Source organism: Serratia sp. Tan611, assembly GCF_905188235.1.
GTDB classification, from domain to species: Bacteria; Pseudomonadota; Gammaproteobacteria; order Enterobacterales; family Enterobacteriaceae; genus Serratia_B; species Serratia_B rhizosphaerae.
In genome coordinates this window covers 22,887-47,164 of the sequence record NZ_LR994655.1, presented here as the reverse complement: position 1 = coordinate 47,164, position 24,278 = coordinate 22,887, and the positions used below count along the sequence as shown (strand labels likewise).

Here is a 24,278-nt window from a genome sequence, read left to right as displayed (position 1 = left end):
CTTCATCGCGTAGTCACATTGTTTCGAATGCGCTTGCCTCACGCCAGGCGTGGAAGCGCTAATAATGATCGTTGTTATAGTGGTAACGTTATAACGCCCGTATATTACCATAGCGATACAGGGGTTGTTATAAAGCCGTGCTGTCTCAGTGAATAATATAGACACAAAATGACACAAAAGTGAGACATTGATCACAGTCATGGGTTGCGCAAAAACCGCACAAAGCACAGGGCATTGATAATCATTTTCAATATCATTTAATTAACTATAATGATCCGACTGCTTACGCGGTGCTTACATCCTTGCGCCGCCCTATCACACTGGAGACGATGATCATGAGTTATTCACTGCCATCACTGCCGTACGCCTATGACGCGCTGGAACCGCACTTTGACAAGCAGACGATGGAGATCCATCACACCAAACACCATCAGACCTACGTCAACAACGCCAACACCGTGCTGGAAGCCTACCCGGAACTGGCTTCCCTGAGCGTTGAAGAGCTGATCAAAGACCTGGATAAAGTCCCGGCCGACAAGCGCACCTTTATGCGCAACAACGCCGGCGGCCACGCCAACCACAGCTTCTTCTGGAAAAACCTGAAAACCGGCACCTCCCTGTCCGGCGATCTGAAAGCCGCCATCGAGCGTGACTTCGGCAGCGTGGAGAAATTCCAGGAAGAGTTCGAGAAAGCCGCCGCCACCCGCTTCGGCTCCGGCTGGGCCTGGCTGGTGCTGAAAGACGACGGCAAACTGGCGGTGGTGTCTACCGCTAACCAGGACAGCCCGCTGATGGGCGAAGCCGTTGCCGGCGCATCCGGTTTCCCAATTATCGGCCTGGACGTGTGGGAACACGCTTACTACCTGAAATATCAGAACAAACGTCCGGACTACATCAAAGCATTCTGGAACGTGGTGAACTGGGACGAAGCCGCCGCGCGTTTCGCCGCCAAGAAGTAATCTTCGCCTCACCGCATAATGCCCGCCTCCCGCGGGCATTTTTTGTTTAAAAACCCGCTAAAGTTTATCCCTGCCATGCCGATGGTCTTTCCAATCGCATCGCTTAAAAAAAGGACAAACCATGGTGGTATTACAAACATTAACAGGCAGGTATCTTCACCTTGGCGTAGGGAAAAAACTCACTCTCGGCTTCGTCCTGATGCTGCTGTTGGCGATAGCCATCGCCGCTACCGGCATCCGCTACCTCACACTGATCGAATCCCGCTCTGCACGCATCGATTTCAGCGACCGGCTGAGTCACGAAATCAATGAGGCCCGCTACAACCGGGCACTGTATGCGCAGAGCTACCGCGCCGCATACCTGGAAGAAAACTACAAAAATATCAACGCCGCAGAAAAGCTTATCGCCCAGGGACAAAGCCTGGACTGGGACCCGCAAAGCCGCAAAGATTTGCAACGGCTGGTGGACATGCTTGGCAAATACCAACAGCAACAGCAGAAATTCATCGACGCGATCGCCGCCAAAAACGCCATTCGCCAGAGCTGGAATATGTCGGAAGTCCAGCAACAGCTCACGCAGGCCGAACGTCAGATCGGCAGCGGCGATCTGCAGCTGGCCTTTATTCAGCTTGGCAGGCAACTGACGCAGATCCGCTATAATGCGCGTGGCCTGCTGCTGAACCTGACCCGCGATGCTGAAGCGCCGCTGCTGGCCGCCATTGATGACGCCCGCCACGGCGCGCAAACGCTGCACCAGCGGCTGCCTGATGCACAAAAATCCCTGCTGCAGCCCTTACTCGACACGCTGGACGATTATCTCGTCCATATCAAAGCCTATATGCCCGCCTACGAGCATGAGCAGGCGCTGAACGCCGAGCTGGGAAAAAACGCCGGCGACATCGGCAAGCTGGTGCGCGCTTTTCTGAAAGATGAGCTGACCCAGACCAAAAACGACATCGACAGTGCGCAGTGGAAGATGGGCCTGACCACGCTGCTCGCCATTATCGCCGGGCTGCTGGTGTCGTGGCGGATGACGCTGCAGATCACCCGGCCGCTGAGCAACACGCTGGAAATCGCCCAGCGCATCGCTACCGGCGATCTGCGCCGGGTGGAGGTGCCTGAACGCCGCGACGAACTGGGTCAACTGCTGCAGGCGATGGCGACGATGAACCAGAACTTGCGCGATATGATTGAAAAAATTCAGCAAGGGGTCGGCCAGGTCTACACCGCCGCCGGTGAAATCTCCGCCGGCAATACCGACCTCTCCTCACGCACCGAACAGCAGGCGGCAGCGGTGGAAGAAACCGCCGCCAGCATGGAGCAGCTGACCGCCACGGTGAAGCAGAATGCGGACAACGCCCATCACGCCAACCAGCTGGCGTCGGACGCCTCTAAAACCGCCCAGCAGGGCGGCAAGCTGGTGAGCAGCGTGGTCGCCACCATGCGCGATATTTCCAGCAGTTCGCAGCGTATTGCTGAAATTACCACCCTGATCAACGGCATTGCCTTCCAGACCAATATTTTGGCGCTGAATGCCGCCGTCGAAGCGGCGCGCGCCGGCGAGCAGGGGCGCGGTTTCTCGGTGGTGGCCAGCGAAGTGCGCAGCCTGGCGCAGCGCTGCGCGCAAGCGGCCAAGGAGATTGAGGGACTGATCGGCGAATCGGTCGACCGCGTACAAAACGGCACCGCACTGGTGGAAGACACCGGCAGCACCATGGAGCAGATCGTACTCGCCGTCGGCCACGTGCGCGACATCATGGCGGAGATCGCCTCCGCCTCCGATGAGCAGACGCGCGGCATCGACCAGATAGGCCAGGCGATTGCCGAAATGGATCAGACCACGCAGCAAAATGCCGCGCTGGTGGAACAGTCCGCCGCCGCCGCCGACTCGCTGGAGGAGCAGGCGGAAATTCTGCAGCAGAGCGTGGCGGTGTTCCGGCTGGAAGATGCGCCGTCACGTGGCGCCGAGCCGCCCGATGCGCCGCCCGCGCGCGTGGTGAAAACCGTCGCGCCCGCGCCAAGCGAACAGGATAACTGGACCACGTTTTAACCGTATCGCCGCGCCGTTTTCGGGGCGGCGTCTCTGTTCCTCCCGGCGCACACGGGCTATGCTAGAACCAGTCCTGAGCCAGGAGGCGCCTATGACCAATCCCGCCGTTTATATCGGCCACATTCAGACCTATCCGGGCGGACGCCCGAGCGCGATTGCCAAACGGCAGGTCGACGGCGCCCTGCCGCTGACCCCACTCGGCCTGGAGGGCGATCAGCAGGCGGAAAAAAGCTATCACGGCGGCCCCGATCGCGCGCTGTGCCACTACCCGAGCGAACATTATGACCACTGGCGACAGCAGTTTCCGGCGCAGGCCGAACTGTTCAGCGCGCCGGCATTCGGCGAAAACCTCTCAACCCGCGGGCTGACCGAGCACAACGTGTTTATCGGCGATATTTTCCACTGGGGCGACGCGTTGATTCAGGTGACCCAGCCGCGCTCGCCGTGCTTCAAGCTCAATTATCATTTCGACATCGACGATCTGTCGCTGCTGATGCAGCAAAGCGGCCGCTGCGGCTGGCTGTACCGGGTGATCTCTCCCGGGCAGGTCAGCGGTGACCAGCCGCTGCTGCTGGCGACGCGCTGCAGCGACGTCTCGCTGGCCGAGGCGATCGGCATCGCCTGGCACATGCCGTTCGATGAGGAGCAGTATCGCCGCCTGTTGTCGGCGGCCGGGTTGTCCGCCAGCTGGAGTAAAACCATGCTGTTGCGTATTACCCGCGGCAAAATCGAAGATTTTAACCGTCGTTTGCTGGGGCGCTGACGCCGGGCGGCGAAGGAAGAAGGACGACGGGGCAGGCAGACGGGGCGCACGCGTCGCCCCGTCCGAACATCAAAACGCTTTTTTCGCGTAGCCGGTGACCGCTTTCAGGCCCATTTCACGGCCCAGCGCGGTCATCGGGTGCACCACCACCAGCCCGCGCACGCTTTTTTTCAGCGCGCCCATATCGGCCTGCTCTTTTTTGGTGATTTCACGGCTGAACGGCAGTTTTTTCAGCTTCTGCGCTTCGTCGCTCAACTTTTCCGTACGCACGTTTTTCAGACGCTCGATCTCCGTCGCCAGCTTCTCTTTTTCCTTGTTGTGCTGCGCGATCAGCTCCGGGTTGCCCTGCTGGATGACCTGGACATCTTTATGGTTCAGCGCGTCCAGCTGGTCGCTAAGGCGCTTAATCTCTGCCTTTTCTTTCTCTTTCATTTCTCTGACCTGAAGTGCCGAACCGGCACGTTTAAAGGAGGGTTTGCTGCATTGTAGCAAAATGCGCGGCCGGTTACCCGGCGGGATACGCGGACGCCGTTACGCGCGTCCGAGCGGGGAGAGGCGGGACGGCTGCTTGGCGCCGATGCCGGCAATCAGCGCGGTCACCGACAACACCATGGTGGAGCGCACCATCTGCTGGTAGCGCTGCTGCTGCATCGCCAGCAGCGCTTCATCCGCCTCGCCGGGCGGCAACAGCGCCGGCGGCGGCGGCAGTGCGCTGACGCAGTGCAGCTCGCCGAACGGCCCGAGGATTTCATCATCGACAAAACGATACTCGGCGCCGTCGTGGTTCAGCTCCTCACGCAGCGCCATCAGCAGTTCGGCGTCTTCATACTCATGACGCGCGATCACCCCGAGGCCATACATCAGCTTCAGCCGCACCGACAGTTCCCCCAGGGGGCCGGCGCCGGACAACAGCGGCTCGACGGCATATTTCACCGCATAGTCGTCCTTGCGAAACACCTGCACCACCAATACGTTCAGCGCTTCCGCCAGCAGCTCTACCGCCGCAATCAGGAAACTGCGTACCGTTTTGCCGGCGTTCAGCTTTTCCAGAACCTGGTTTTCAAATGCCTGTGCTTCTTCCATCGTCGCTGTTCGAAAGGCGTAAGGGAGGCCGTCAATGGCGAACTCGGGCTGCAGGAGCGCAGCAGGCTGCGCCCGTGTGTTCATCATCACGCACTACTTTTGCATGGCGTTATACACAGCTACGGCCTGTTCCACAACCTCGCCGTCTTCCGGCAGACCGGAAATTTGCGCCAGCGCGGCTTTCGGCCCGCGTTCACTCAGCAGCTGCGCCAGTTCCTGCGCCTGCGGATCCTGCGCGCTGCGGTAATGCATGGCGGCGGCAACGCCCTGAATCAGGTTGGCGTGCGGCAGGCCATACTCCAGCGTGCCCAGCAGCGGCTTGATCAGACGGTCGCCGGCGCTCAGTTTACGCAGCGGCTGACGGCCCACGCGCTCGACGTCGTCGTGCAGGTAGGGGTTTTCAAACCGGCTGAGGATTTTCTCGATATAGGCCGCGTGTTTTGCCGGCTCAAAGCCGTAGCGCTTGATCAGCACCGCGCCGCTCTCCACCATCGCGCCCTTCACCACCAAGCGCACCGCCGGGTCGAGAATTGCGTCACGGATGGTCTGCAGCCCGGCCTGCTGGCCCAGATAGGCGGTAATCGCGTGGCCGGTATTGAGCGTGAACAATTTACGTTCGACAAACGCCATCAGGTTATCGGTCAGCTCCATACCGGCAATCGCCGGCGGCGCGCCCTTGAACTGGGTCTGGTCGACGATCCATTCGCTGAAGGTCTCCACCGTTACCGCCAGCGGATCGTCGCTGCCCACTTCCGCCGGCGGCACGATGCGATCCACAGCGGAATCGACGAAGCCGACATGCTGCTCCGCCCACGCCTGCTCTTCCGCCGACAGTTCGGCGAAGACGTGCTGTTTCAGCTGGCTGGTGCCGCGCACCATGTTCTCGCAGGCGATAATATTCAGCGGCTGTTGATTGCCCTGGCGGCGGCGTTCGCTCAGCCCTTTGGCGATCGTAGCGGCAATTTTGGCCAGGATCTGCGGGCCGACGGCGGTGGTGACGATATCGGCGTCGGCGATCAGCGCCACGGCGTCATCGCTGCCGCTGTTGACCGCGTTGACGTTATTCACCGTTTCCGTGCGTTCCTGCTCGCCGACGACGCGCACCGGGTAGCTATGGCGTTGATTGAGCGCGTCCAGCACCGTCTGGTTAACGTCGGCGAAAGTCAGTTCGGCATGCGCATCGGCCAGCAGTTTGCCAATAAAGCCGCGGCCGATATTACCGGCGCCAAAATGTAATGCTTTCATAATGATAACCTTCTTAAATATGACAAGGGCGCAGCCTGTCGCCGCGCCCTTATGGGATTTAGTCTTTCTTGCCGCCGAGCAGCTCCAGCACTTCCTGCACGCTTGTCGTATTCGCCAGGCGCTCAATCACCGTATCGTCGTCCAGCGCATTGGTCAGGCTGGTAATCACCTGAATATGTTCGTTATTGCGCGCGGCGATGCCGATCACCAGGCGGGCCACCTCATCTTCTTCCTCGCCGAAGCGCACGCCCTGCGGGTACTGGCAGAACACCACCCCGGTGCGCAGCACGCGGTCTTTCGCCTCAATGGTGCCGTGCGGCACGGCGATGGATTCCCCCAGATAGGTGGAGGTGAGTTTTTCACGCTCCAGCATCGCCGGCACGTATTCCGCCTCGACGTAGCCGCCTTTCACCAGTTGCTCGCCGGCAAAGCGGATCGCCTGCTCTTTATCGCTGGCCTCCAGGCCGAGGAACACATTACCCTCGCCCAGTTTGAACAGCGCCGGTTCATCGTCGGCGGCGCTCTCTTCCGGCGCGGCGGCCGCCGGCTGCGGCTGCTGAGACGCGCCGTCGTTGGCGGCCAGCAGACGCGCGGTCAAATCGCTGTACAGGTTGCTGTCGAGGAAGTTGGTCAGCGAGATATGCTGCGCCTGCGGCGCATGACGCATCGCGCGCTCCGTCAGGTCGCGGTGGGTGATCACCAGATCCACGTCGTCCGGCAGGTTGTTGATGGCGCTGTTGGTAACCGAAATACTGCTCAGCCCGGCGTCGGCCACTTTCTTGCGCAGCACCCCGGCGCCCATGGCGCTGGAGCCCATGCCCGCATCGCAGGCCACGATGATTTTGCGTACGGTGCTCAGATCGCCGTCCAGCGCGGCACCGGCCGGCTGGCCGCCTTTCGCCTGCGATTTCATGTCGCGCATCCGGCGGGTTGCTTCTTCCAGATCGTCCTCTTCTTTCACTTTTGAGGTTTTCAGCAGGAAGCCGGCAACCACGAAGGAGACCACAAAGGCTGCGAAGATTGCCGCCAGGTTGGCGAAATAGGCGCCCTTCGGCGTCATCGCCAGCACCGCCAGAATCGAGCCGGGCGACGCCGGAGACACCAGCCCGCCGTTCAGCATCGTCAGCGTAAACACGCCGGTCATGCCGCCGAGGATCACCGCCAGAATCAGGCGCGGGTTCATCAGCACATACGGGAAGTAGATTTCGTGAATTCCGCCGAAGAAGTGGATGATCGCTGCGCCGCCGGCGGACTGCTTGGCATTGCCGCGGCCGAAGAACATATACGCCAGCAGCACGCCAAGCCCCGGGCCGGGGTTGGCTTCAATCAGGAAGAACACGGATTTGCCGGCTTCGGTCGCCTGCTGAATGCCCAGCGGCGAGAAGATGCCGTGGTTGATAGCGTTATTCAGGAACAGGATTTTCGCCGGTTCGACAAAGATCGAGGTCAACGGCAGCAGGTTATGCACCACCATCACGTGGACGCCCGCCGCCAGCAGTTTGGACAGCGCTTCCACCAGCGGCCCGATGCCGAGGAAGGCCAGAATCGCCAGCAGCATGCCGATAATGCCGGCGGAGAAGTTATTCACCAGCATTTCGAAGCCGCTTTTGATCTTGCCGTCCACCCAGCGGTCAAAATGCTTGATGGCCCAGCCGCCCAGCGGGCCGGCGATCATTGAGCCGAGGAACATCGGCATATCAGCGCCGACGATCACCCCCATGGTGGTGATGGCGCCGACCACGCCGCCGCGCTCGCCGCCCACCAGTTTACCGCCGGTGTAGCCAATCAGCAGCGGCAGCAGGTAGGTGATCATCGGGCCGACCAGCTTGCCCAGCGTTTCGTTCGGCAGCCAGCCGGTTGGGATAAACAGTGCGGTGATGATGCCCCAGGCGATAAACGCGCCGATATTCGGCATCACCATATTGCTGAGGAAACGGCCAAAGTTCTGCACTTTAACCTTAATGTCTGGTGAAAGCATAAAACACACCCCTATTGTGAAGCGGTAATAGCATTACGCGCCGGCGAATAAGAGCGCGCATTATTGTTGTTACGATCCAGCCGCTTGGTGCTGTCTGTGAGGCGGACTCTAGCACGCTCGGTTGACAACGCGTACCTCACGGAAATTTTGTGACACAAGTCACTCAAATGACCGCAAAATACCACCCTGCATAGTGATCACAGTCACATTTTTGTCGTGTAAAAAAGCAACACCGCGGCAATTCCGATCGAAATACGCCATTTTATGTGACTCAAATCACACTTAGTCTTTTGTTGTTTGTTTTTAAATTGTGATGTTAGTCACAATTTATTTTCACTGCGCTAACGCCTGGCGGAAAATGTTGCGGTCATCCCGTGCCGGCAGGCGACATCGTGGAGAAACAGGGCGTCTGCCCGTAAGAAAGTTACAACGCGGAATTATCGTGAAGTGTAGTACAGAAACCACCCGGCGCAGTGTATCCTGCCAGGTTCCTCGCGGACGCTTTAGCGCCATTCTTGTCCGCTTGCCCCCCTCACCCCATCTCTTTTGTTCTTTATCCCGTGGGATGTCGCCATCAAAATCCACCAAAGGGCACATACCGATGAAAGACGTTATTATTCTTTGTGTTAATTAAAAAACGAAAAACCCATCACCGCAGTGAGAAAAATAATCTCATCAAACCATAACATGGTCTACTGCAGCCTGGCGGAAACTGCCAGCAGGCATCTTTCTCGACCCTAAAGACACACTTGGTTTTATATTCACTCACTTACTCAAAAAATAAAAAACAAAATCACAAAAAGAAATATAACCTCAGAATCGACGACAAAAAAAACGGCAAAAATAAACAAAAAACACATAAACAACAGTTAATTATGAAAATAAAAAACAACAAATAGAAAATAAAACAAATGCGGTACTATCAGCATGAAAATAATTTCAACGACAATATATATTCATTGATAATCACATCATAATCATTCGATATGCATATTAAAAAAATATTTATCCATCCTAATTATCCAGTTAGGATTTTTTTTATCCTTCCGCTAGAAAGCCGCCACGGGCTACCTATACTTTCTCTCTACCTTGCTATTTTGTTTTTTATTTATTGCATTTTTTACGGGAGAGAAATATGCCACACATCACGACGTCGAATTTAAACAAGTTAATTACGCGTGTCAGAAAAGCCCAGGCGATATTCGCCGACTATTCTCAGGCGCAGGTTGACAGAATTTTTCATGCCGCGGCCCTGGCGGCGGCTGATGCCCGCATCCCACTGGCGCAGCTGGCGGTTGACGAGTCAGGTATGGGGATCGTTGAAGATAAAGTGATGAAGAATCAATTTGCTTCCGAGCATGTCTATCATGCCTACAAGGATGAGGTGACCTGCGGTATTTTGGCAGAAGATGACGCCTTCGGCACCCTGACCATCGCCGAGCCGATCGGGGTTATTTGCGGGATCGTCCCCGCCACCAACCCGACGTCGACGGTCATTTTCAAGGCGCTGATCAGCCTGAAAACCCGTAACGGCATTATTTTTTCCCCTCACCCCAGAGCCAGCAAGGCCGCGAATAAGGCGGCGGAAGTGATCTTGCGCGCTGCGGTAGACGCCGGCGCGCCGCCCGATATTATCGGCTGGCTGGACAGCCCCACCGTCGAGATGGCGGATCGGTTGATTCACCATCCGCAGGTGGATCTGATCCTGGCGACCGGCGGCCCCGGCCGCGTAAAAGCCTCATACAGCTCCGGTAAACCCGCCATCGGCGTAGGCGCCGGCAATACGCCGGTCGTGGTCGATGAAACGGCGGATATCAAACGCATGGTCGCCTCCGTGTTGATGTCCAAAACCTTCGATAACGGCATGATTTGCGCCTCCGAACAGTCGGTGATCGTCGTCGACGCCGTGTATGACGAGGTTCGTGCACGCTTTGCCGCCAACGGCGGCTATCTGCTGCCGGAAGCGCAGCGGCAGGCGGTGCGCGACATCATTGTGAAAAATGGCCGCATCAATGCCGACATCGTCGGTCAATCCGCATTGAGAATCGCCGAAATGGCGGGTATTGAGGTGCCGCCCAACACCAAAGTGCTGATTGGCGAGGCCACCGAGATAGGCGAGAGCGAACCGCTCTCCGGCGAGAAACTCTCCCCGCTGCTGGGCATGTATCGCGCACAGCACTTCGATGACGCCATCAATAAAGCCGTCGCCCTGGCCGCGTTTGGCGGCGCCGGCCACACCTCTTGTCTGTATACCGATCAGGATAATCAGAAGGCGCGCATCGCCTGCTTCGGCAGCCGGCTAAAAACGTCGCGCATTCTGATCAACACGCCGGCATCCCAAGGCGGCATCGGCGATCTGTATAACTTTAAGCTGCCTCCGTCCATGACGCTGGGCTGCGGCTCCTGGGGCGGTAACTCCGTTTCAGAAAATATCGGCCCCAAACACCTGCTCAACCGTAAAACCGTGGCCAAGCGCGCGGAAAACATGCTGTGGCACAAACTGCCGCAGGCCATCTACTTCCGTCGCGGCGCCTTATCCTCCGCACTGAAGGAGGTCGCCGTACAGGGCAAAGCCAGGCGCGCGTTTATCGTCACCGGCCCGTATCTGTTCAGCCAGGGGTTCATCAAACCGGTGCTGGCCATTCTGCATGCGCAAGGCGTGGAAACCGACGTGTTCTCCGAGGTGGGCGCGGAGCCAACCCTGACGATGGTTAACGCCGGCGCCCAGCGCATGCTGCAGTTTAAACCGGACGTGATTATCGCGCTCGGCGGCGGTTCGCCGATGGATGCCGCCAAAGTAATGTGGATGATGTATGAACATCCCGACGTCAAATTCAGCGATCTCGCCCTGCGTTTTCATGACATCCGCAAACGCATTTACACTTACCCCAACACCCGGATAAAAGCCCGGCTGATCGCCATCCCCACTACCTCCGGCACCGGTTCGGAGGTCTCGCCGTTCGCCGTCGTCACCGACGAAGCCAGCGGACAAAAATACCCGCTGGCCGACTATGCGCTGACGCCCGATATGGCGATCGTCGATGCCGATCTGGTAATGAATATGCCCAAAACGCTGTGCGCCTACGGCGGTATGGATGCCATCACCCATGCCGTGGAAGCCTATGTCTCGGTGCAGGCCAACGAATATGCCGACGGGCAGGCGCTGCAGGCGCTGAAGCTGCTGAAGGAGAGCCTGCTGCTCAGCTACCAGGCCGGCGCGCAAAACCCGCGGGCGCGGGAACGGGTGCACAATGCCGCCACCATCGCCGGCATCGCCTTCTCCAATGCGTTTCTCGGCATCTGCCACTCCCTGGCGCACAAGCTGGGGGCGGAATTTCCCATCGCCCACGGGCTGGCCAACGCCATGCTGCTGACCAACGTCATTCGTTACAACGCCAATGACGGCCCCGCCAAGCAGACGGCCTTCAGCCAGTACGATCGCCCGCAGGCCCGCTGCCGCTATGGCGAAATCGCCGATCATCTGGGGCTGGCCGCCGCCGGCGACAGCGCAGAGCAAAAGGTCGAGAACCTGCTGACGTGGCTGGAGGGATTAAAGGCGGAGCTGGCGATCCCGGCTTCGCTGCAGGAGGCCGGCGTTGATGAAACGCATTTTCTGTCGGTGCTGGATAAGCTGGCGGTTGACGCCTTCGATGACCAGTGCACCGGCACCAATCCGCGCTATCCGCTGATTAAGGATCTTCGGCAGCTCCTGCTGGACTGTTTTTACGGCCGCTATTACAGCGATGCGCCCGACGTCGAGCGCCAGCGCGCGGTGAAAGAAAAAGAGGCCGTCAAAGTCACGGACTAACGCTAAATGCGCCCTGCTGGTCAGGGCGCATGTCCGGCAGGCTTAACGCACCACCTCATTGATGGCTTTCTGTGCGTTCTGCAGGTCCTGCTGCTTCGCCGCCAGATTGGTCATCATGGCGTTGTACTGCGCTACCTGCTGCTGATTGCGGAACTGCACGCCGCCGTTGTTAAAGCTGACCTGATTGCCCTGCGCCTGCAGGAAATCCCCTACCTGCACCAGCTCCTGAATAAAGCCGGCCGCTGCCGGAATGGTCGGCATCAGCGCGTTGGCCGGCGCGGTGACGATTTTGTCATAGGCCTGGTTATACACCGCCTTCAGATCGTCCGGCTGCTTCAGCGCCGTACGGGCGCTGTCCGCCTGCGACTTGGCGGTCTGTATCTGCTGCCCCAGCAGATTAAGCGCGCCTATCGACTGCTGCAGCCCGTCGCGCTTGCTGATGTAATCCTGCGCGGTGCGGATCTGGCTCACCTGATCGATCGCCGGTGTCAGACTGGCGTCAACGGATTTGGTTAACTGCTGTGAAAATGCGACTAAAATTGCGTAATCGCCGGCATAGTTGCCAAACTTCTGCTTTTGGTCTTCGCTCAGCGTCGGTATTTTCACGCCGCTGCGCATTACGGTGTTTTGCAGATAGTCGATAAATGCCTTGCGCTGCTCCGGCTCTTTATCGCCGCAGGCGGTCAGCTGCATCACCACCAACAACGCCACAATCGGCGCCAACCAGCGCATTACGCCTTTGCTCTGAATCCCTACCGCCATGTGAAATAACTCCCGTGATAAACGTGTCTTTTCATCAGCTTCCTGCCTTTTTCGCTCTCCCTGCGCCTATAAGAATAGAACAACTGATGCGGGTTCGATACGCGATTTACCGATCGCCGCGGCAAAAAGGCGTAAAAAAAGGCGCCCGCAGGCGCCTTCGTTCCTCACCGCGCAGACTTACTGCAGCACGGAGATATCCGCCACCTGCAGGAACAGCTCGCGCAGTTTGCTCAGCAGCGTCAGGCGGTTAACGCGCACTTCTTCATCTTCCGCCATCACCATCACGCTTTCGAAGAACTCGTCGACGGTTTCACGCAGCGCCGCCAGCTCCACCAGCGCTTCCTGGTAGCGGCCTTCGGCAAAGTACGGCTGCAGCTTGTCGCGCAGCACCACCAGATGCGTCGCCAGCTTCAGCTCCGCCGGCTCTTTCAGCACCGACGCGCGCACCTGATCCAGCAGGGTGTCGGTGGATTTGGCCAGAATGTTGGAGACGCGCTTGTTCGCCGCCGCCAGCGCCGCCGCTTCGTCCAGCGTGCGGAAGTGGCTCACCGCTTTCACCCGGGCGTCAAAGTCCGCCGGCTTGGTCGGACGACGCGCCAGCACCGCCTGAATGGTGTCGACCGCGTGGCCTTCTTCCTGATACCAGGCGCGGAAACGGCCCAGCATAAAGTCCACCACCTCATCCACCACCTTGGCGTTGGTCAGCTTGCTGCCGTACAGGCGCACCGCTTCTTCCGTCAGGGTCTGCAGGTCCAGCGGCAGGTTCTTCTCAACGATGATACGCAGCACGCCCAGCGCCGCGCGGCGCAGCGCAAACGGGTCTTTGTCGCCTTTCGGGTGCTGGCCGATGCCGAAGATGCCCGCCAGGGTGTCCATCTTGTCGGCAATCGCCAACGAACAGGCGACCAGCGACTGCGGCAGCGCATCGCCGGCAAAGCGCGGCTGATACTGCTCGTTCAGCGCGACGGCCACGTCTTCCGCTTCGCCGTCGTGACGCGCATAGTGCATGCCCATCACGCCCTGGGTGTCGGTAAATTCGAACACCATGTTGGTCATCAGGTCGCACTTCGACAGCAGGCCGGCGCGGCTGGCGTGGTTGACGTCGGCGCCGATCTGGCCGGCAATCCAGCCCGCCAGCGCCTGAATGCGGTCGGTTTTGTCACGCAGGGTGCCCAACTGCTTCTGGAACAGGACGCTCTCCAGCCGCGGCAGGTTGTCTTCCAGACGCTGCTTGCGGTCGGTGTCGAAGAAGAACTCGGCGTCAGCCAGACGCGGGCGCACCACCTTCTCGTTACCGGAGATGATTTGCTGCGGATCTTTCGATTCAATATTGGCGACGAAGATAAAGTTCGGCAGCAGTTTGCCCGCGGCGTCGTACACCGGGAAGTACTTCTGGTCGCCCTTCATGGTGTACACCAGCGCTTCCGCCGGCACCGCCAGGAATTTCTCTTCAAACTTCGCCGTCAGCACCACCGGCCATTCCACCAGCGACGCCACTTCTTCCAGCAGGCTGTCGCTCAGATCGGCCTTGCCGCCAATCTTTTGCGCCGCCAGCTCGGCGTCGCGCTTGATGATCGCCTTACGCGCTTCATAATCCGCCACCACTTTGCCGCGTTCCAGCAGGATTTGCGGATACTGGTCGGCGTTATCCAGGGTGAATTCCGGCTCGCCCATAAAACGGTGGCCGCGCACGATGCGCGCCGACTCGATGCCCAGCACGGTGCCCGGGATAAGCTCATCGCCCAGCAGCATGGTCACGGTATGCACCGGACGCACGAACTGAGTCTCCTGGTCGCCCCAGCGCATCAGTTTCGGAATCGGCAGCTTCGCCAACGCGGTGCTGACCATCTCCGCCAGCAGCTGCTGCGCGGACTGGCCTTTGACCAGCGCGCGGTACAGCAGCCACTCGCCTTTGTCGGTTTTCAGACGCTCGGCCTGATCGACGCTGATGCCGCAGCCGCGCGCCCAGCCTTCGGCCGCTTTGCTCGGCTTGCCTTCGGCGTCAAACGCCTGCGCAATCGCCGGGCCGCGTTTTTCAACTTCGCGATCGGCCTGCGCCGCGCTCAGGTTCGCCACTTTCAGCGCCAGACGGCGCGGCGCGGCGAACCAGCTGACGTCGCCGTGCTCAAGGTTGGCGTTGTCCAGCTCGGCGCTGAAGTTGGCGGCAAAGGATTCCGCCAGGGAACGAAGAGCCTTCGGCGGCAGCTCTTCCGTGCCGATTTCCACCAGGAAAGTCTGTTGAGTCATGGCTGCCTCTTAGTTCTCGTTCTTTTTACACATCGGGAAGCCTAACGCCTCGCGGGACGCGTAGTAGGCTTCCGCCACGGCTTTGGTCAGCGTGCGGATGCGCAGAATATAGCGCTGACGCTCGGTGACGGAGATCGCCTTGCGCGCGTCCAGCAGGTTGAAGGTGTGTCCGGCCTTCAGAATGCGCTCATACGCCGGCAGCGGCAGCGGTTTTTCCAGCGCCAGCAACTGCTGCGCTTCTTTCTCGTACTGCTCGAAGCAGCTGAACAGGAAATCCACGTCGGCGTATTCAAAGTTGTAGGTCGACTGCTCCACTTCGTTCTGATGGAACACGTCGCCGTAGGTGGTTACGCCCAGCGGGCCGTTGCTCCACACCAGATCGTAGACGCTGTCCACGCCCTGGATATACATCGCCAGACGCTCCAGGCCGTAGGTGATCTCGCCGGTCACCGGCTTGCACTCCAGGCCGCCGACCTGCTGGAAGTAGGTGAACTGGGTCACTTCCATGCCGTTCAGCCACACTTCCCAGCCCAGGCCCCAGGCGCCGAGCGTCGGGTTTTCCCAGTTGTCTTCCACGAAGCGGATGTCGTGGATGGTCGGATCCAGACCCAGCTCTTTCAGCGAGCCCAGGTACAGTTCCTGAATATTGTCCGGTGAAGGCTTAATCACCACCTGGAACTGGTAGTAGTGTTGCAGGCGGTTCGGGTTTTCACCGTAGCGGCCGTCGGTCGGACGGCGGGACGGCTGCACATAGGCGGAGGCCATCGGCTCTGGGCCCAGCGCACGCAGGCAGGTCATAGGGTGAGAGGTTCCCGCGCCGACTTCCATGTCCAATGGTTGAACAATGGTGCAGCCCTGGCGCGCCCAATAGTCCTGCAGTGTCAGGATCAGGCCCTGAAAGGTCTTGGTATCAAACTTTTGCATGTTAGATTCGCACGCGATACAAGTGGATTTAGATGGAATGGGCCAGTATACCCGTTGACCGTAAGATATACAGCCAGAATCCGGCCTCCGGTGTAAATCAGCGTGCAAAAAAAACGTTTTGCGCACCAGCGCGGCGCATCGGCACGCTGAAAGCGCATGTTCTGCTGCCGCCTGGCCTCTCCGCCGCCGCGGCCGGCGCGCACTGCGCCGTTTATCGCCGCGGCTGGCACCAATCTTGCTCGCTGCCTGAGGTTCCCCACGCTCAGGAGGTTGTTCCATGCAGGCAGACAGTCGTTATCGCTACCGCATTTTCGCCATGATGTTTTTTATCGCGCTGATTAACTATGTCGATCGCGGCGCGCTGTCGTTCGCCGCCAACGACATCGCCCGCGAGTTCGGTTTCAACAAGACGCAGCTGGGGGCGGTGCTGGGCTACTTCGGCTTCGGCTATCTGTTCGGCTCGCTGTGCGGCGGCATCCTCGCCGACCGCGTCGGCAGCAAAAAAGTCTGGCTGCTGGCCGGCGCGCTGTGGTCGCTGCTGGAGATCGCCACCGCCTGGGCGGGCGAATTGGGCGTTGCGCTGTTCGGCGGCTCCGCGCTGATGGGCTTCGCCGCCCTGCGCATCCTGTTCGGCTTTGCCGAAGGCCCGGCCTACGCGCTGATGAATAAAACCATCGGCCACTGGTCGCCGCGCAAAGAGCGCGGCTTCGCGCTGGGTATCGGGCTGCTGAGCACGCAGATCGGCTCGCTGCTGACCGCGCCGCTGGCGGTCGGCCTGCTGCTGCTGACCGACGACTGGCGCAGTATGTTTATGCTGCTCGGGCTGTTCTCGCTGCTGGCGATTCTGCTGTTCGCCGCCTGCTTTACCGATACGCCGGCGCAGCACCCGAAGGTTAACGCCGCCGAACTGGCGGCAATTGGCAGCGATCGGGAGGAAAATGACGAGCATCAGGCGCCGCTGCCGTGGCGGGCGTTCTTCACCAACCGCACCCTGGTGTTCAACGCGCTCGGCTACTTTTCCTTTCTGTATGTCACCTTTGTGCTGGTCACCTGGGGACCGAAATATCTGCAGGACAGCTTCCATTACGACCTGCATGCGCTGTGGTATGTGGCGATGATCCCGTGGAGCGGCGCCTGCTTCACCGTGCTGCTCGGCGGACGCATCACCGATGCGCTGCTGGCGCGCAGCGGTAACCTGCGTGTGGCGCGCAATCTGTTCGCCGCCGTCACGCTGCTGCTGACCGCCGGCTGCTTCCTGCTGATCCCGTTTATGCAGTCGCCCGCCGCGATTATTGCGCTGATGACGCTGGGCAACGCGCTGAACGCGCTGGTGAATAACGTGTATTGGTCGGTGGTGCTGGACGTGACGCCGAAAGCGTCGGTCGGGGCGTACAGCGGCATTACGCTGGCCATCGCCAACCTGGCGTCCATCAGCGCGCCGATGCTCAGCGGCTGGCTGGCGCAGCAGCACGGCTACAGCGCGATGTTCTTCGCCACCGCGCTGGTCTCTTTCTGCAGCATGCTGTGCATGACCCGGCTGCAGCCGGAAAAGAAAATTACCGCCCGCGCCGCCGCCGCCGGCATTGCGCGCCATCCCGCCTGATATGCGCCGGGCGTAGGAAAACGCCCGGCAGGCTCATCAAAAGCGAGCGCTGACGCCGACGTTGTACATCACCTGTTCGCCGCTGCTCAGGCCGCCGGTTTGCGATACGGTGGCGAACGCCGCCACCCGGTCGGTCAGCGGCATATTGGCGCCGAGCGTCACATCGACCCAGTTTTTATCCTGGCCGGCGGCGTCACGGGTAAACGAGGTTTGCGTCGACTTCAGACCGCCGCCGGCGCGATATACGTCGTCGCCGAACTGATGCTGATAGCTGATTTCAGCGTACGGATTAACCACGCCGAGATTGCTGTCCAGCCGCCAGCCCAGCGCGCCGATCTGCGAATGGTAGGTTTGATCGTTAAAGCGCATCGCGGTGCTGTCATTACCGTCTTCGCTATAGCCGGAAACGTTGCTGTAGTCCCAGGCAAACTGCGCCATCGGCCCGGTGGTCAGGCTGGCGGTCAGCGGGAAGTCATAGCCGGCGGTAACGCGTGCACCCCACTGTTTACCGGAGGTCGAACCGGTTTCGCTGCGCGTTAGCGGGCCAAGCTGCACGCTGCGGCGAATATCGTCGTAATCCAGTCTGGCGTAGTGCAGATCGGCATTCACCCAGCCGTGTTCAAACACATCCAGCGAGGTAAAGGCGGAGAACAGCACGCCGCGCGCCTTGTAGTCATAGCGGCTGGAGGGTTGCTGATCGTCATTGGCGCCGGCGATCAGCGCGCCGATCAGCCAGCGGTCCGTCAGTTGGTAATCCACCCCCAGCGTCAGATTGTGGGTGGTGGCGTTGCCGTCGCCGGCCGCGTTATTGGCGGCATAATCATAATGTTGCCCGGCATAGCCGCCGAATACCCCCAACGCCCCCTGCGGGTTGCCGCCGCTGCGCAGCTGCTGGAGACGGCTGTCGAGGGTGGCGCGGCTGTCGCGCGCCATCGCCGCCGTCGCCTGCGTCAGCGCCGCCGCCTGCGCCGGGCCGTCCAGCACCGCCTGAATATAATCGGCAATCAGCAGGTGCGCCTGCGGGTTGGGGTGGAAATGGTCGGCAAACAGGAAGGCCTGGCCGTCGTTAAAACCGGGCGCGGCGGAACGACATACCGCCGAAGAAACGCCGGCCGGACACGCCATGCCGGCGGTATTGGTGAAGCCGAACTGCTGCGGATTGGCGATCACCTCGCCAAACAGCCGGTTCACGTCGGCGCGTACGATATTGCCGCCGCCCTGCGCCAGCAACTGGTCCTCGCTGCGGTTATAAAAATCGGTCAGTTGGCTCGCCTGCGCGCTCAGGCTGTCATAGGCGGCGATCAGCTGTGCGGCGATCGCCTGCTGCATCTGCGGATCGCTGCTGCCCTGCTGGGCCGCCGCGCTCAGCGCCCGGTGAATCGCCTGCTGCCGCGAGGCGGCGTCCGGCGTCGCCACCGCGTTCAGCGCCGCATAGGCCGCCTGCAGTGCGGCGGCCTGCACCGGCGCCAGCGCCTGTTGCACAATCGCTTCCATCAGCTGCGGGGTAAAGCCGATGTTCGGCACCGTCGGCACGATCACCGTACCGGCGCCGGCATCCAGCAGGGAGCGTACCTGCAGCGCCGCCGCTGCCGCGCTGTTATAGCTGACCTGCGACGCTGTAGCCGGATTTAACGCCGCCGCCGCCAGATCGTTGCCGCCGATCCAGTGAATATACAGGCCGTTACCGTCGGCGCGGCCGTTGTTCTGCCCCAGATAGCGCTGCACCTGTTCCTGGGTATTGTCCGCCGGGTTGAGCGCCGGCACCGCCACCGCACCGCCGGCCGCATAGTTGTCGCCGCCGAGATCGGACGCCAGCAGCGCCGCACCGATACGCTGCGCCAGCGCTTCGTCGTACAGCTGATGCCGGCTGCCGTCGTAGGTGTAGCGTCCGTTGTTGCCGCTGTCGCTCAGGCTGTCGCCAAACACATACACCCGCTCATGGGCCGATGCGGACGCCGCCAGCCCCAGGACTAAAGCCACCGCCAGCGCTGCCCTGCCGGGAGCGCGCATTATTTTTAGAGGCATGAATTGACTCCTGAGAGTCCGTAAATATTAAAGAAAAAACCGCGTATTTTTTGACCATTTGTTAAACGGCACTGTTATAAATATTGTCGGCTTTTCCCTCACGTCAAGGCGGCAGATAATAAAATAATCAGAGACTTGCCAGATACGCCGTTTAGGGCAATGATGGCTGTAAATATATACAGAAAAAGGAACTTTGTATGACTGACCAACGCTGCGGCTGGGTCACCGCCGATCCGTTGTATCTGGCCTATCACGATCATGAATGGGGCGTGCCGACCACCGATGCGCGCGAACTGTTTGAAATGCTGTGTCTGGAGGGGCAGCAGGCGGGGCTTTCCTGGATCACCGTGCTGAAAAAGCGTGAAAACTACCGCCGCGCCTTCCATAACTTCGATCCGGCGCGGGTCGCCGCCATGACCGAACAGGACGTGGAGCGGCTGCTGCAGGATGCCGGCATTATCCGCCACCGCGGCAAAATCGAAGCGATCATCGCCAATGCCCGCGCCTATCTGGCAATGCAGGCCGCCGGCGAGGAGTTCGTCACCTTTATCTGGCGCTTTGTCGACGGCCGGCCGCAGCTTAATCACTGGCACGAACTGGCGCAGGTGCCGGCAAAGACCGAAGTCTCCGACGCCATGTCGAAAGCACTGAAAAAACGCGGCTTCAAATTTATCGGTTCCACCATCTGCTATGCCTTTATGCAGGCCAGCGGCCTGGTGAACGATCATCTCACCGATTGTCTCTGTTACCCCAAAACGCCGTAAATAACGTTCAGCAATGCGCTTTCAGAATTCTGGACATAGCCATCCCACGCGTTTTGCCGGATAACAGAGGCGCCTGAAAAGGCACAAAAAAAGCGTTTGTCGCGCCTGGCCGGAACTGCCGGCCGGAAAAGACGTCATACTAGCGCGCCACATGGAGTCTTCACGCTGGCGCTGGCCCAATGGCTATTTTTAAGCGCTTCCCGATTGGAAATATGCGCACAGATTTTGATGCACAAAAGGAAATAACATGAAAAAACGCGTTGCGATTATCGCCGCCGCCGTGGCGATGACCATGGCTCTGTCGGCCTGTACCACCAACCCTTACACCGGCGAGTCTCAGGCAGGTAAATCCGGCGTCGGCGCCGGCCTGGGCGCGGCGCTGGGCGCTGGCATCGGCGCACTGTCGTCATCGAAGAAAGACCGCGGCAAAGGCGCGCTGATCGGCGCTGCGGCCGGTGCGGCCCTCGGCGGCGGCGCAGGCTACTACATGGACGTGCAGGAAGCGAAACTGCGCGACAAAATGCGCGGCACCGGCGTCAGCGTTACCCGTCAGGGCGACAACATCGTGCTGAACATGCCGAACAATGTCACCTTCGACACCGACAGCAGCACGCTGAAACCGGCGGGCGCCAACACCCTGACCGGCGTGGCGATGGTGCTGAAAGAGTACCCGAAAACCGCGGTTAACGTTGTCGGCTACACCGACAGCACCGGCGCGCGCGCCCACAATATGAAGCTGTCGCAGCAGCGCGCCGACGGCGTCAGCAGCGCGCTGATCACCCAGGGCGTAGCCGCCAACCGCATCCGCAGCGTCGGCGCCGGCCCGGACAACCCGATTGCCTCCAACAGCACCACCGAAGGCAAGGCGCAAAACCGTCGCGTGGAAATCACCCTCAGCCCGCTGCAGTAACCGGCGGCTGTTGACGGGGCCGGGCAACGTCCGGCCCCGTGCGCGACCGCCCTGCTTCAGCGCCGGCCCCATCAGGCTCTTCGTCAGTAGGAAGAGCGCCGCGCACTATGTTAGTCTCCTTGGCAATAAATCTACGGGGGATTGATTGTGAGCAGTGTGAAAGCTTCACGTGCAACCGGGCGCGCCACCATCAGCGACGTGGCGAAAATGGCCAAAACCGGCAAAACCAGCGTGTCGCGCTATCTCAACGGTGAACAGCACCTGCTTTCCGCCCCGCTCAAACAGCGTATCGAACAGGCGATTTTGCAGCTCGACTATCGCCCCAGCCAGATGGCCCGCAGCCTGAAAGGCGGACAAACGCGCCTGATCGGCCTGATCATCGCCGATATCACCAATCCCTACTCCGTCGACGTGATGCGCGGCATCGAAGCCGCCTGCCGTCAGCACGGTTTTACCCTGCTGGTGTGCAACACCAATAACGAAGTCAATCAGGAACAGCACTACCTGCAGCTGCTCAGCAGCTACCGGGTGGAAGGCATTGTGGTGAACGCCGTCGGCATGCGGGAGGAAGCCTTGTCGCAGCTGCAGCAGTCGCAGCTGCCGATGGTGCTGATCGACCGCAAGATCCCCGACTTTGCCTGCGACGTGGTCGGCCTGAACAACCACGAGGCCACCGTGATCGCCACCGAGCACCTGGTGCAGCAGGGGTTTGAGGCGATTTTATTCCTCAGCGAGCCGGTCGGCACGGTCAATACGCGCCTCGAACGTCTGCACGCCTTCCGCCAGATTATGACGCAGCAGCACCCAGACCTGATCGCCGAGCAGACGGAAACCCCGCTGAACGACGCCGCGCAGCTGGAGCAGACGCTGCGCGATTTCCACACCCGCCGCCGCGGCATGCGCAAGGCGGTGTTGTCGGCCAACGGCGCCCTGACGCTGCAGGTGGCGCGCGCGATGCGCCGGCTGGGCATCCACTGGGGCAGCGACATCGGCCTGCTGGGCTTTGACGAACTGGAATGGGCCGAGCTGGCCGGCGTCGGCATCACCACGCTGAAGCAGCCGACCTACCAGATCGGCCATGCCGCGTTGGAACAGCTGGTACAGCGCATCAAAGGCCGCGACGCTCCGCCTGACGAGCGTGTGTTCTCCGGTGAACTGATCGTACGCGGCTCCACCACCCGTTAATTCCGGCGTTTATCACGCTCCGCCCCGCGTCTTTGCTGCATTGTCGTGATTGCGATCATATTTTTACATTCTGAGGCTTTTATATGGAACCGGTTCCATTTAACGTGCCATTAACAGCAGCGGTGGAGATTTCGCCACCTCAGGAGTAAAAATATGAAAAGAGAAGTTATCGTGGTGACCGGCGCTTACGGCACGGATACCGTTCAGCAGAGGGGCGGACAGGCCGCCATGCTGCCGATCATTGCCGATGCCGGCGCGGACGGCGTGGAAATCCGCCGGGAACTGTTCAGCCCGGCCGAACTGGATAACCTGCCGCAGCTGGCGCAGGAGATCGAACGTCAGCAGCTGTTCGCGGTGTATTCCGCCCCGGAGCCGCTTTTCACTCCCGATCATCACGTTAACCCTAAACTGCCCGCGCTGCTGGCGGAGGCCCAGGCGCTGAAAGCGCGCCGTCTGAAACTCTCTTTGGGCCATTACCAGCCGGGCTTTGATTTCACTGAACTGAAAGTGGACCTGATGCAACATCCGGTTCAGTTGGTGGTGGAAAACGACCAGACCGCCGACTGCGGGATTTTGTCGCCGATGAACGCCTTCCTGCACGCGGCGGAAGATAGCCAGCTGCCGATCAGCATGACCTTCGACATGGCCAACTGGCTCTGGGTGGGGCAAGACCCCCGCGCCGCAGCCGAACGCCTGGCGCGTCACGTCGGTTATATCCACGTCAAAGCGGCGGTGCAGGGGCCGCGCGGCTGGCGCGCCATTGCGCTGGACGATGCCGGCGACGAGTGGCGCCGGCTTCTGGCTCAACTGCCGGCGGACGTGCCGCGCGGTATCGAATTCCCCCTGCAGGGCGACGACCTTGAGGCCGTTACCCGTCACTACGTCAACCTGTTACGCGCGGAGTAATCACCATGAGCATACTGACAGCACAGCGCAATACCTCTCTGGATGTCGTCACGCTGGGCGAAGCCATGGCGATGTTCGTCGCGGCGGAGACCGGCGATCTGGCGGAGGTGGAACACTTCACCAAACGCATCGCCGGGGCGGAGCTGAACGTCGCCATCGGCCTGGCGCGCCTCGGCCTGCAGGTCGGCTGGGTCAGCCGGGTGGGTAACGACACCTTCGGCCGCTTCACTCTGCAGCAGCTGAAAAAAGAAGGCATTAACTATCAGCAGGTGACGGTCGACGGCCAGTATCCGACCGGGTTCCAGATCAAATCCAAGAACACAGATGGAACCGATCCCACCGTGGAGTACTTCCGCAAAGGCTCCGCCGCCAGCCATCTGTCAACCGCCGACTTCAACCGCGACTACTTCGGCGCGGCGCGTCACCTGCATCTTAGCGGCGTCGCCGCCGCGCTCTCCGGCCAGTCGCTGGAGTTGAGCCACTTCGCCGCGCATGAAATGCGCGCGATGGGCAAAACCATTTCCTTCGATCCCAACCTGCGCCCGGTGCTGTGGTCCAGCCAACAGGTGATGATCGAACAGCTGAACAAACTGGCGTTCGCCGCCGACTGGGTGCTGCCGGGGCTGAAAGAGGGGCAAGTCCTCACCGGTCAGTCAACGCCGGAAGGCATTGCCGATTTCTATCTGGAGCGCGGCGTGCAGGCGGTGATCATCAAAACCGGCCCGGACGGCGCCTGGTTTAAAACCGCCGCCGGCGACTGTGCGGCGGTGCCGGCAATTAAAGTCAGCAACGTGGTGGATACCGTTGGTGCGGGAGACGGCTTTGCCGTCGGGACCCTTAGCGCCCTGCTGGAAGGCAAAACGCTAAAACAGGCGGTGCAGCGCGGCAACAAGATCGGCTCGCTGGCCATTCAGGCCATCGGCGACAGCGAAGGATTGCCAACCCGCGCGGCGCTGGCGGAGTGATCCCGCCGTGGTCAGACGCGGCCGCAGGCCGTACCTGACCGCCACGGGCCAACAAAAAAACATAATCGGCTAACCGCCGGCTCCCAAGACGCCCCTCTGGC

Annotated in this window: 18 protein-coding genes; 10 read left to right on the top strand and 8 right to left on the bottom strand. The window is 60.3% G+C overall.

Annotation, left to right across the window (positions count from 1 at the left end):
• Positions 1-335 precede the first annotated feature (335 nt).
• The 3 genes from sodA to yiiM all read left to right on the top strand — a co-directional run bounded on the left by sodA (position 336) and on the right by yiiM (position 3,772).
• Positions 336-959: a superoxide dismutase [Mn] gene (gene sodA / locus TAN611_RS00195; RefSeq protein ID WP_105229234.1), complete on the top strand. Its 624-nt coding sequence runs from the start codon at positions 336-338 to the stop codon at positions 957-959.
• Positions 960-1,080: 121 nt separating this feature from the next.
• Positions 1,081-3,009, top strand: a complete 1,929-nt coding sequence (locus TAN611_RS00190) for a methyl-accepting chemotaxis protein (RefSeq protein ID WP_203067074.1) — start codon at positions 1,081-1,083, stop codon at positions 3,007-3,009.
• A 91-nt stretch (positions 3,010-3,100) separates the two neighbouring features.
• The gene (gene yiiM, locus TAN611_RS00185) at positions 3,101-3,772 is read left to right on the top strand and encodes a 6-hydroxyaminopurine reductase (protein ID WP_111736172.1); all 672 of its coding nucleotides are present in this window, start codon (positions 3,101-3,103) and stop codon (positions 3,770-3,772) included.
• Between the two features lie 69 nt (positions 3,773-3,841).
• Here the strand turns inward: yiiM and TAN611_RS00180 are convergent, their stop codons facing one another.
• From TAN611_RS00180 to TAN611_RS00165, 4 genes are all read right to left on the bottom strand, one after another.
• Complete coding sequence (locus tag TAN611_RS00180) at positions 3,842-4,204, bottom strand: YibL family ribosome-associated protein (RefSeq protein ID WP_105229231.1); 363 nt, start codon at positions 4,202-4,204, stop codon at positions 3,842-3,844.
• A gap of 99 nt (positions 4,205-4,303) precedes the next feature.
• Entirely contained in the window at positions 4,304-4,855 is a 552-nt protein-coding gene (locus TAN611_RS00175) for an MltR family transcriptional regulator (RefSeq protein WP_234008661.1), read from the bottom strand.
• 93 nt (positions 4,856-4,948) lie between these two features.
• A complete protein-coding gene (locus tag TAN611_RS00170) occupies positions 4,949-6,100 on the bottom strand; it encodes a mannitol-1-phosphate 5-dehydrogenase (RefSeq protein ID WP_203067073.1) in 1,152 nt (383 codons plus the stop codon).
• 58 nt (positions 6,101-6,158) lie between these two features.
• Positions 6,159-8,078, bottom strand: a complete 1,920-nt coding sequence (locus TAN611_RS00165) for a PTS mannitol transporter subunit IICBA (RefSeq protein WP_111736170.1) — start codon at positions 8,076-8,078, stop codon at positions 6,159-6,161.
• Positions 8,079-9,213: 1,135 nt separating this feature from the next.
• On the opposite strand from TAN611_RS00165, the gene adhE reads away from it, so the two are divergent.
• Positions 9,214-11,886, top strand: a complete 2,673-nt coding sequence (adhE, locus tag TAN611_RS00160; RefSeq protein ID WP_203067072.1) for a bifunctional acetaldehyde-CoA/alcohol dehydrogenase — start codon at positions 9,214-9,216, stop codon at positions 11,884-11,886.
• Positions 11,887-11,928: 42 nt separating this feature from the next.
• Here adhE and TAN611_RS00155 read toward each other — a convergent pair whose 3' ends face one another.
• From TAN611_RS00155 to glyQ, 3 genes are all read right to left on the bottom strand, one after another.
• Positions 11,929-12,648: a DUF3053 domain-containing protein gene (locus TAN611_RS00155; RefSeq protein WP_105229227.1), complete on the bottom strand. Its 720-nt coding sequence runs from the start codon at positions 12,646-12,648 to the stop codon at positions 11,929-11,931.
• A gap of 177 nt (positions 12,649-12,825) precedes the next feature.
• Complete coding sequence (glyS, locus tag TAN611_RS00150) at positions 12,826-14,895, bottom strand: glycine--tRNA ligase subunit beta (protein WP_203067071.1); 2,070 nt, start codon at positions 14,893-14,895, stop codon at positions 12,826-12,828.
• A 9-nt stretch (positions 14,896-14,904) separates the two neighbouring features.
• On the bottom strand, positions 14,905-15,819 hold the full coding sequence (gene glyQ, locus TAN611_RS00145) for a glycine--tRNA ligase subunit alpha (RefSeq protein WP_015344023.1): 915 nt from the start codon (positions 15,817-15,819) through the stop codon (positions 14,905-14,907).
• 277 nt (positions 15,820-16,096) lie between these two features.
• On the opposite strand from glyQ, the gene TAN611_RS00140 reads away from it, so the two are divergent.
• Positions 16,097-17,422 (top strand): MFS transporter, encoded by a 1,326-nt coding sequence (locus tag TAN611_RS00140; RefSeq protein WP_111736168.1) that lies wholly within the window; start codon positions 16,097-16,099, stop codon positions 17,420-17,422.
• 36 nt (positions 17,423-17,458) lie between these two features.
• On the opposite strand, the gene TAN611_RS00135 is transcribed toward TAN611_RS00140, so the two are convergent.
• Positions 17,459-19,447: an autotransporter outer membrane beta-barrel domain-containing protein gene (locus TAN611_RS00135; RefSeq protein ID WP_203067070.1), complete on the bottom strand. Its 1,989-nt coding sequence runs from the start codon at positions 19,445-19,447 to the stop codon at positions 17,459-17,461.
• Between the two features lie 197 nt (positions 19,448-19,644).
• Between TAN611_RS00135 and TAN611_RS00130 the strand changes: the two genes are divergently transcribed.
• From TAN611_RS00130 to TAN611_RS00110, 5 genes are all read left to right on the top strand, one after another.
• Positions 19,645-20,211, top strand: coding sequence for a DNA-3-methyladenine glycosylase I (locus TAN611_RS00130; RefSeq protein WP_105229223.1), 567 nt, complete (start codon positions 19,645-19,647; stop codon positions 20,209-20,211).
• Positions 20,212-20,458: 247 nt separating this feature from the next.
• A complete protein-coding gene (locus TAN611_RS00125; RefSeq protein ID WP_105229222.1) occupies positions 20,459-21,121 on the top strand; it encodes an OmpA family lipoprotein in 663 nt (220 codons plus the stop codon).
• Between the two features lie 147 nt (positions 21,122-21,268).
• Positions 21,269-22,306, top strand: a complete 1,038-nt coding sequence (locus TAN611_RS00120) for a LacI family DNA-binding transcriptional regulator (RefSeq protein ID WP_105229221.1) — start codon at positions 21,269-21,271, stop codon at positions 22,304-22,306.
• 153 nt (positions 22,307-22,459) lie between these two features.
• Positions 22,460-23,212, top strand: a complete 753-nt coding sequence (locus TAN611_RS00115) for a sugar phosphate isomerase/epimerase (RefSeq protein WP_111736166.1) — start codon at positions 22,460-22,462, stop codon at positions 23,210-23,212.
• A gap of 5 nt (positions 23,213-23,217) precedes the next feature.
• Complete coding sequence (locus tag TAN611_RS00110; protein WP_203067069.1) at positions 23,218-24,177, top strand: sugar kinase; 960 nt, start codon at positions 23,218-23,220, stop codon at positions 24,175-24,177.
• Positions 24,178-24,278: the final 101 nt, after the last annotated feature.

Bases quoted from the DNA above. Each gene is read 5' to 3' on its own strand.
- sodA (WP_105229234.1), top strand. From the start codon at position 336: ATGAGTTATTCACTGCCATCACTGCCGTACGCCTATGACGCGCTGGAA.
- TAN611_RS00190 (WP_203067074.1), top strand. From the start codon at position 1,081: ATGGTGGTATTACAAACATTAACAGGCAGGTATCTTCACCTTGGCGTA.
- yiiM (WP_111736172.1), top strand. From the start codon at position 3,101: ATGACCAATCCCGCCGTTTATATCGGCCACATTCAGACCTATCCGGGC.
- TAN611_RS00180 (WP_105229231.1), bottom strand. From the start codon at position 4,204: ATGAAAGAGAAAGAAAAGGCAGAGATTAAGCGCCTTAGCGACCAGCTG.
- TAN611_RS00175 (WP_234008661.1), bottom strand. From the start codon at position 4,855: ATGGAAGAAGCACAGGCATTTGAAAACCAGGTTCTGGAAAAGCTGAAC.
- TAN611_RS00170 (WP_203067073.1), bottom strand. From the start codon at position 6,100: ATGAAAGCATTACATTTTGGCGCCGGTAATATCGGCCGCGGCTTTATT.
- TAN611_RS00165 (WP_111736170.1), bottom strand. From the start codon at position 8,078: ATGCTTTCACCAGACATTAAGGTTAAAGTGCAGAACTTTGGCCGTTTC.
- adhE (WP_203067072.1), top strand. From the start codon at position 9,214: ATGCCACACATCACGACGTCGAATTTAAACAAGTTAATTACGCGTGTC.
- TAN611_RS00155 (WP_105229227.1), bottom strand. From the start codon at position 12,648: ATGGCGGTAGGGATTCAGAGCAAAGGCGTAATGCGCTGGTTGGCGCCG.
- glyS (WP_203067071.1), bottom strand. From the start codon at position 14,895: ATGACTCAACAGACTTTCCTGGTGGAAATCGGCACGGAAGAGCTGCCG.
- glyQ (WP_015344023.1), bottom strand. From the start codon at position 15,819: ATGCAAAAGTTTGATACCAAGACCTTTCAGGGCCTGATCCTGACACTG.
- TAN611_RS00140 (WP_111736168.1), top strand. From the start codon at position 16,097: ATGCAGGCAGACAGTCGTTATCGCTACCGCATTTTCGCCATGATGTTT.
- TAN611_RS00135 (WP_203067070.1), bottom strand. From the start codon at position 19,447: ATGCCTCTAAAAATAATGCGCGCTCCCGGCAGGGCAGCGCTGGCGGTG.
- TAN611_RS00130 (WP_105229223.1), top strand. From the start codon at position 19,645: ATGACTGACCAACGCTGCGGCTGGGTCACCGCCGATCCGTTGTATCTG.
- TAN611_RS00125 (WP_105229222.1), top strand. From the start codon at position 20,459: ATGAAAAAACGCGTTGCGATTATCGCCGCCGCCGTGGCGATGACCATG.
- TAN611_RS00115 (WP_111736166.1), top strand. From the start codon at position 22,460: ATGAAAAGAGAAGTTATCGTGGTGACCGGCGCTTACGGCACGGATACC.
- TAN611_RS00110 (WP_203067069.1), top strand. From the start codon at position 23,218: ATGAGCATACTGACAGCACAGCGCAATACCTCTCTGGATGTCGTCACG.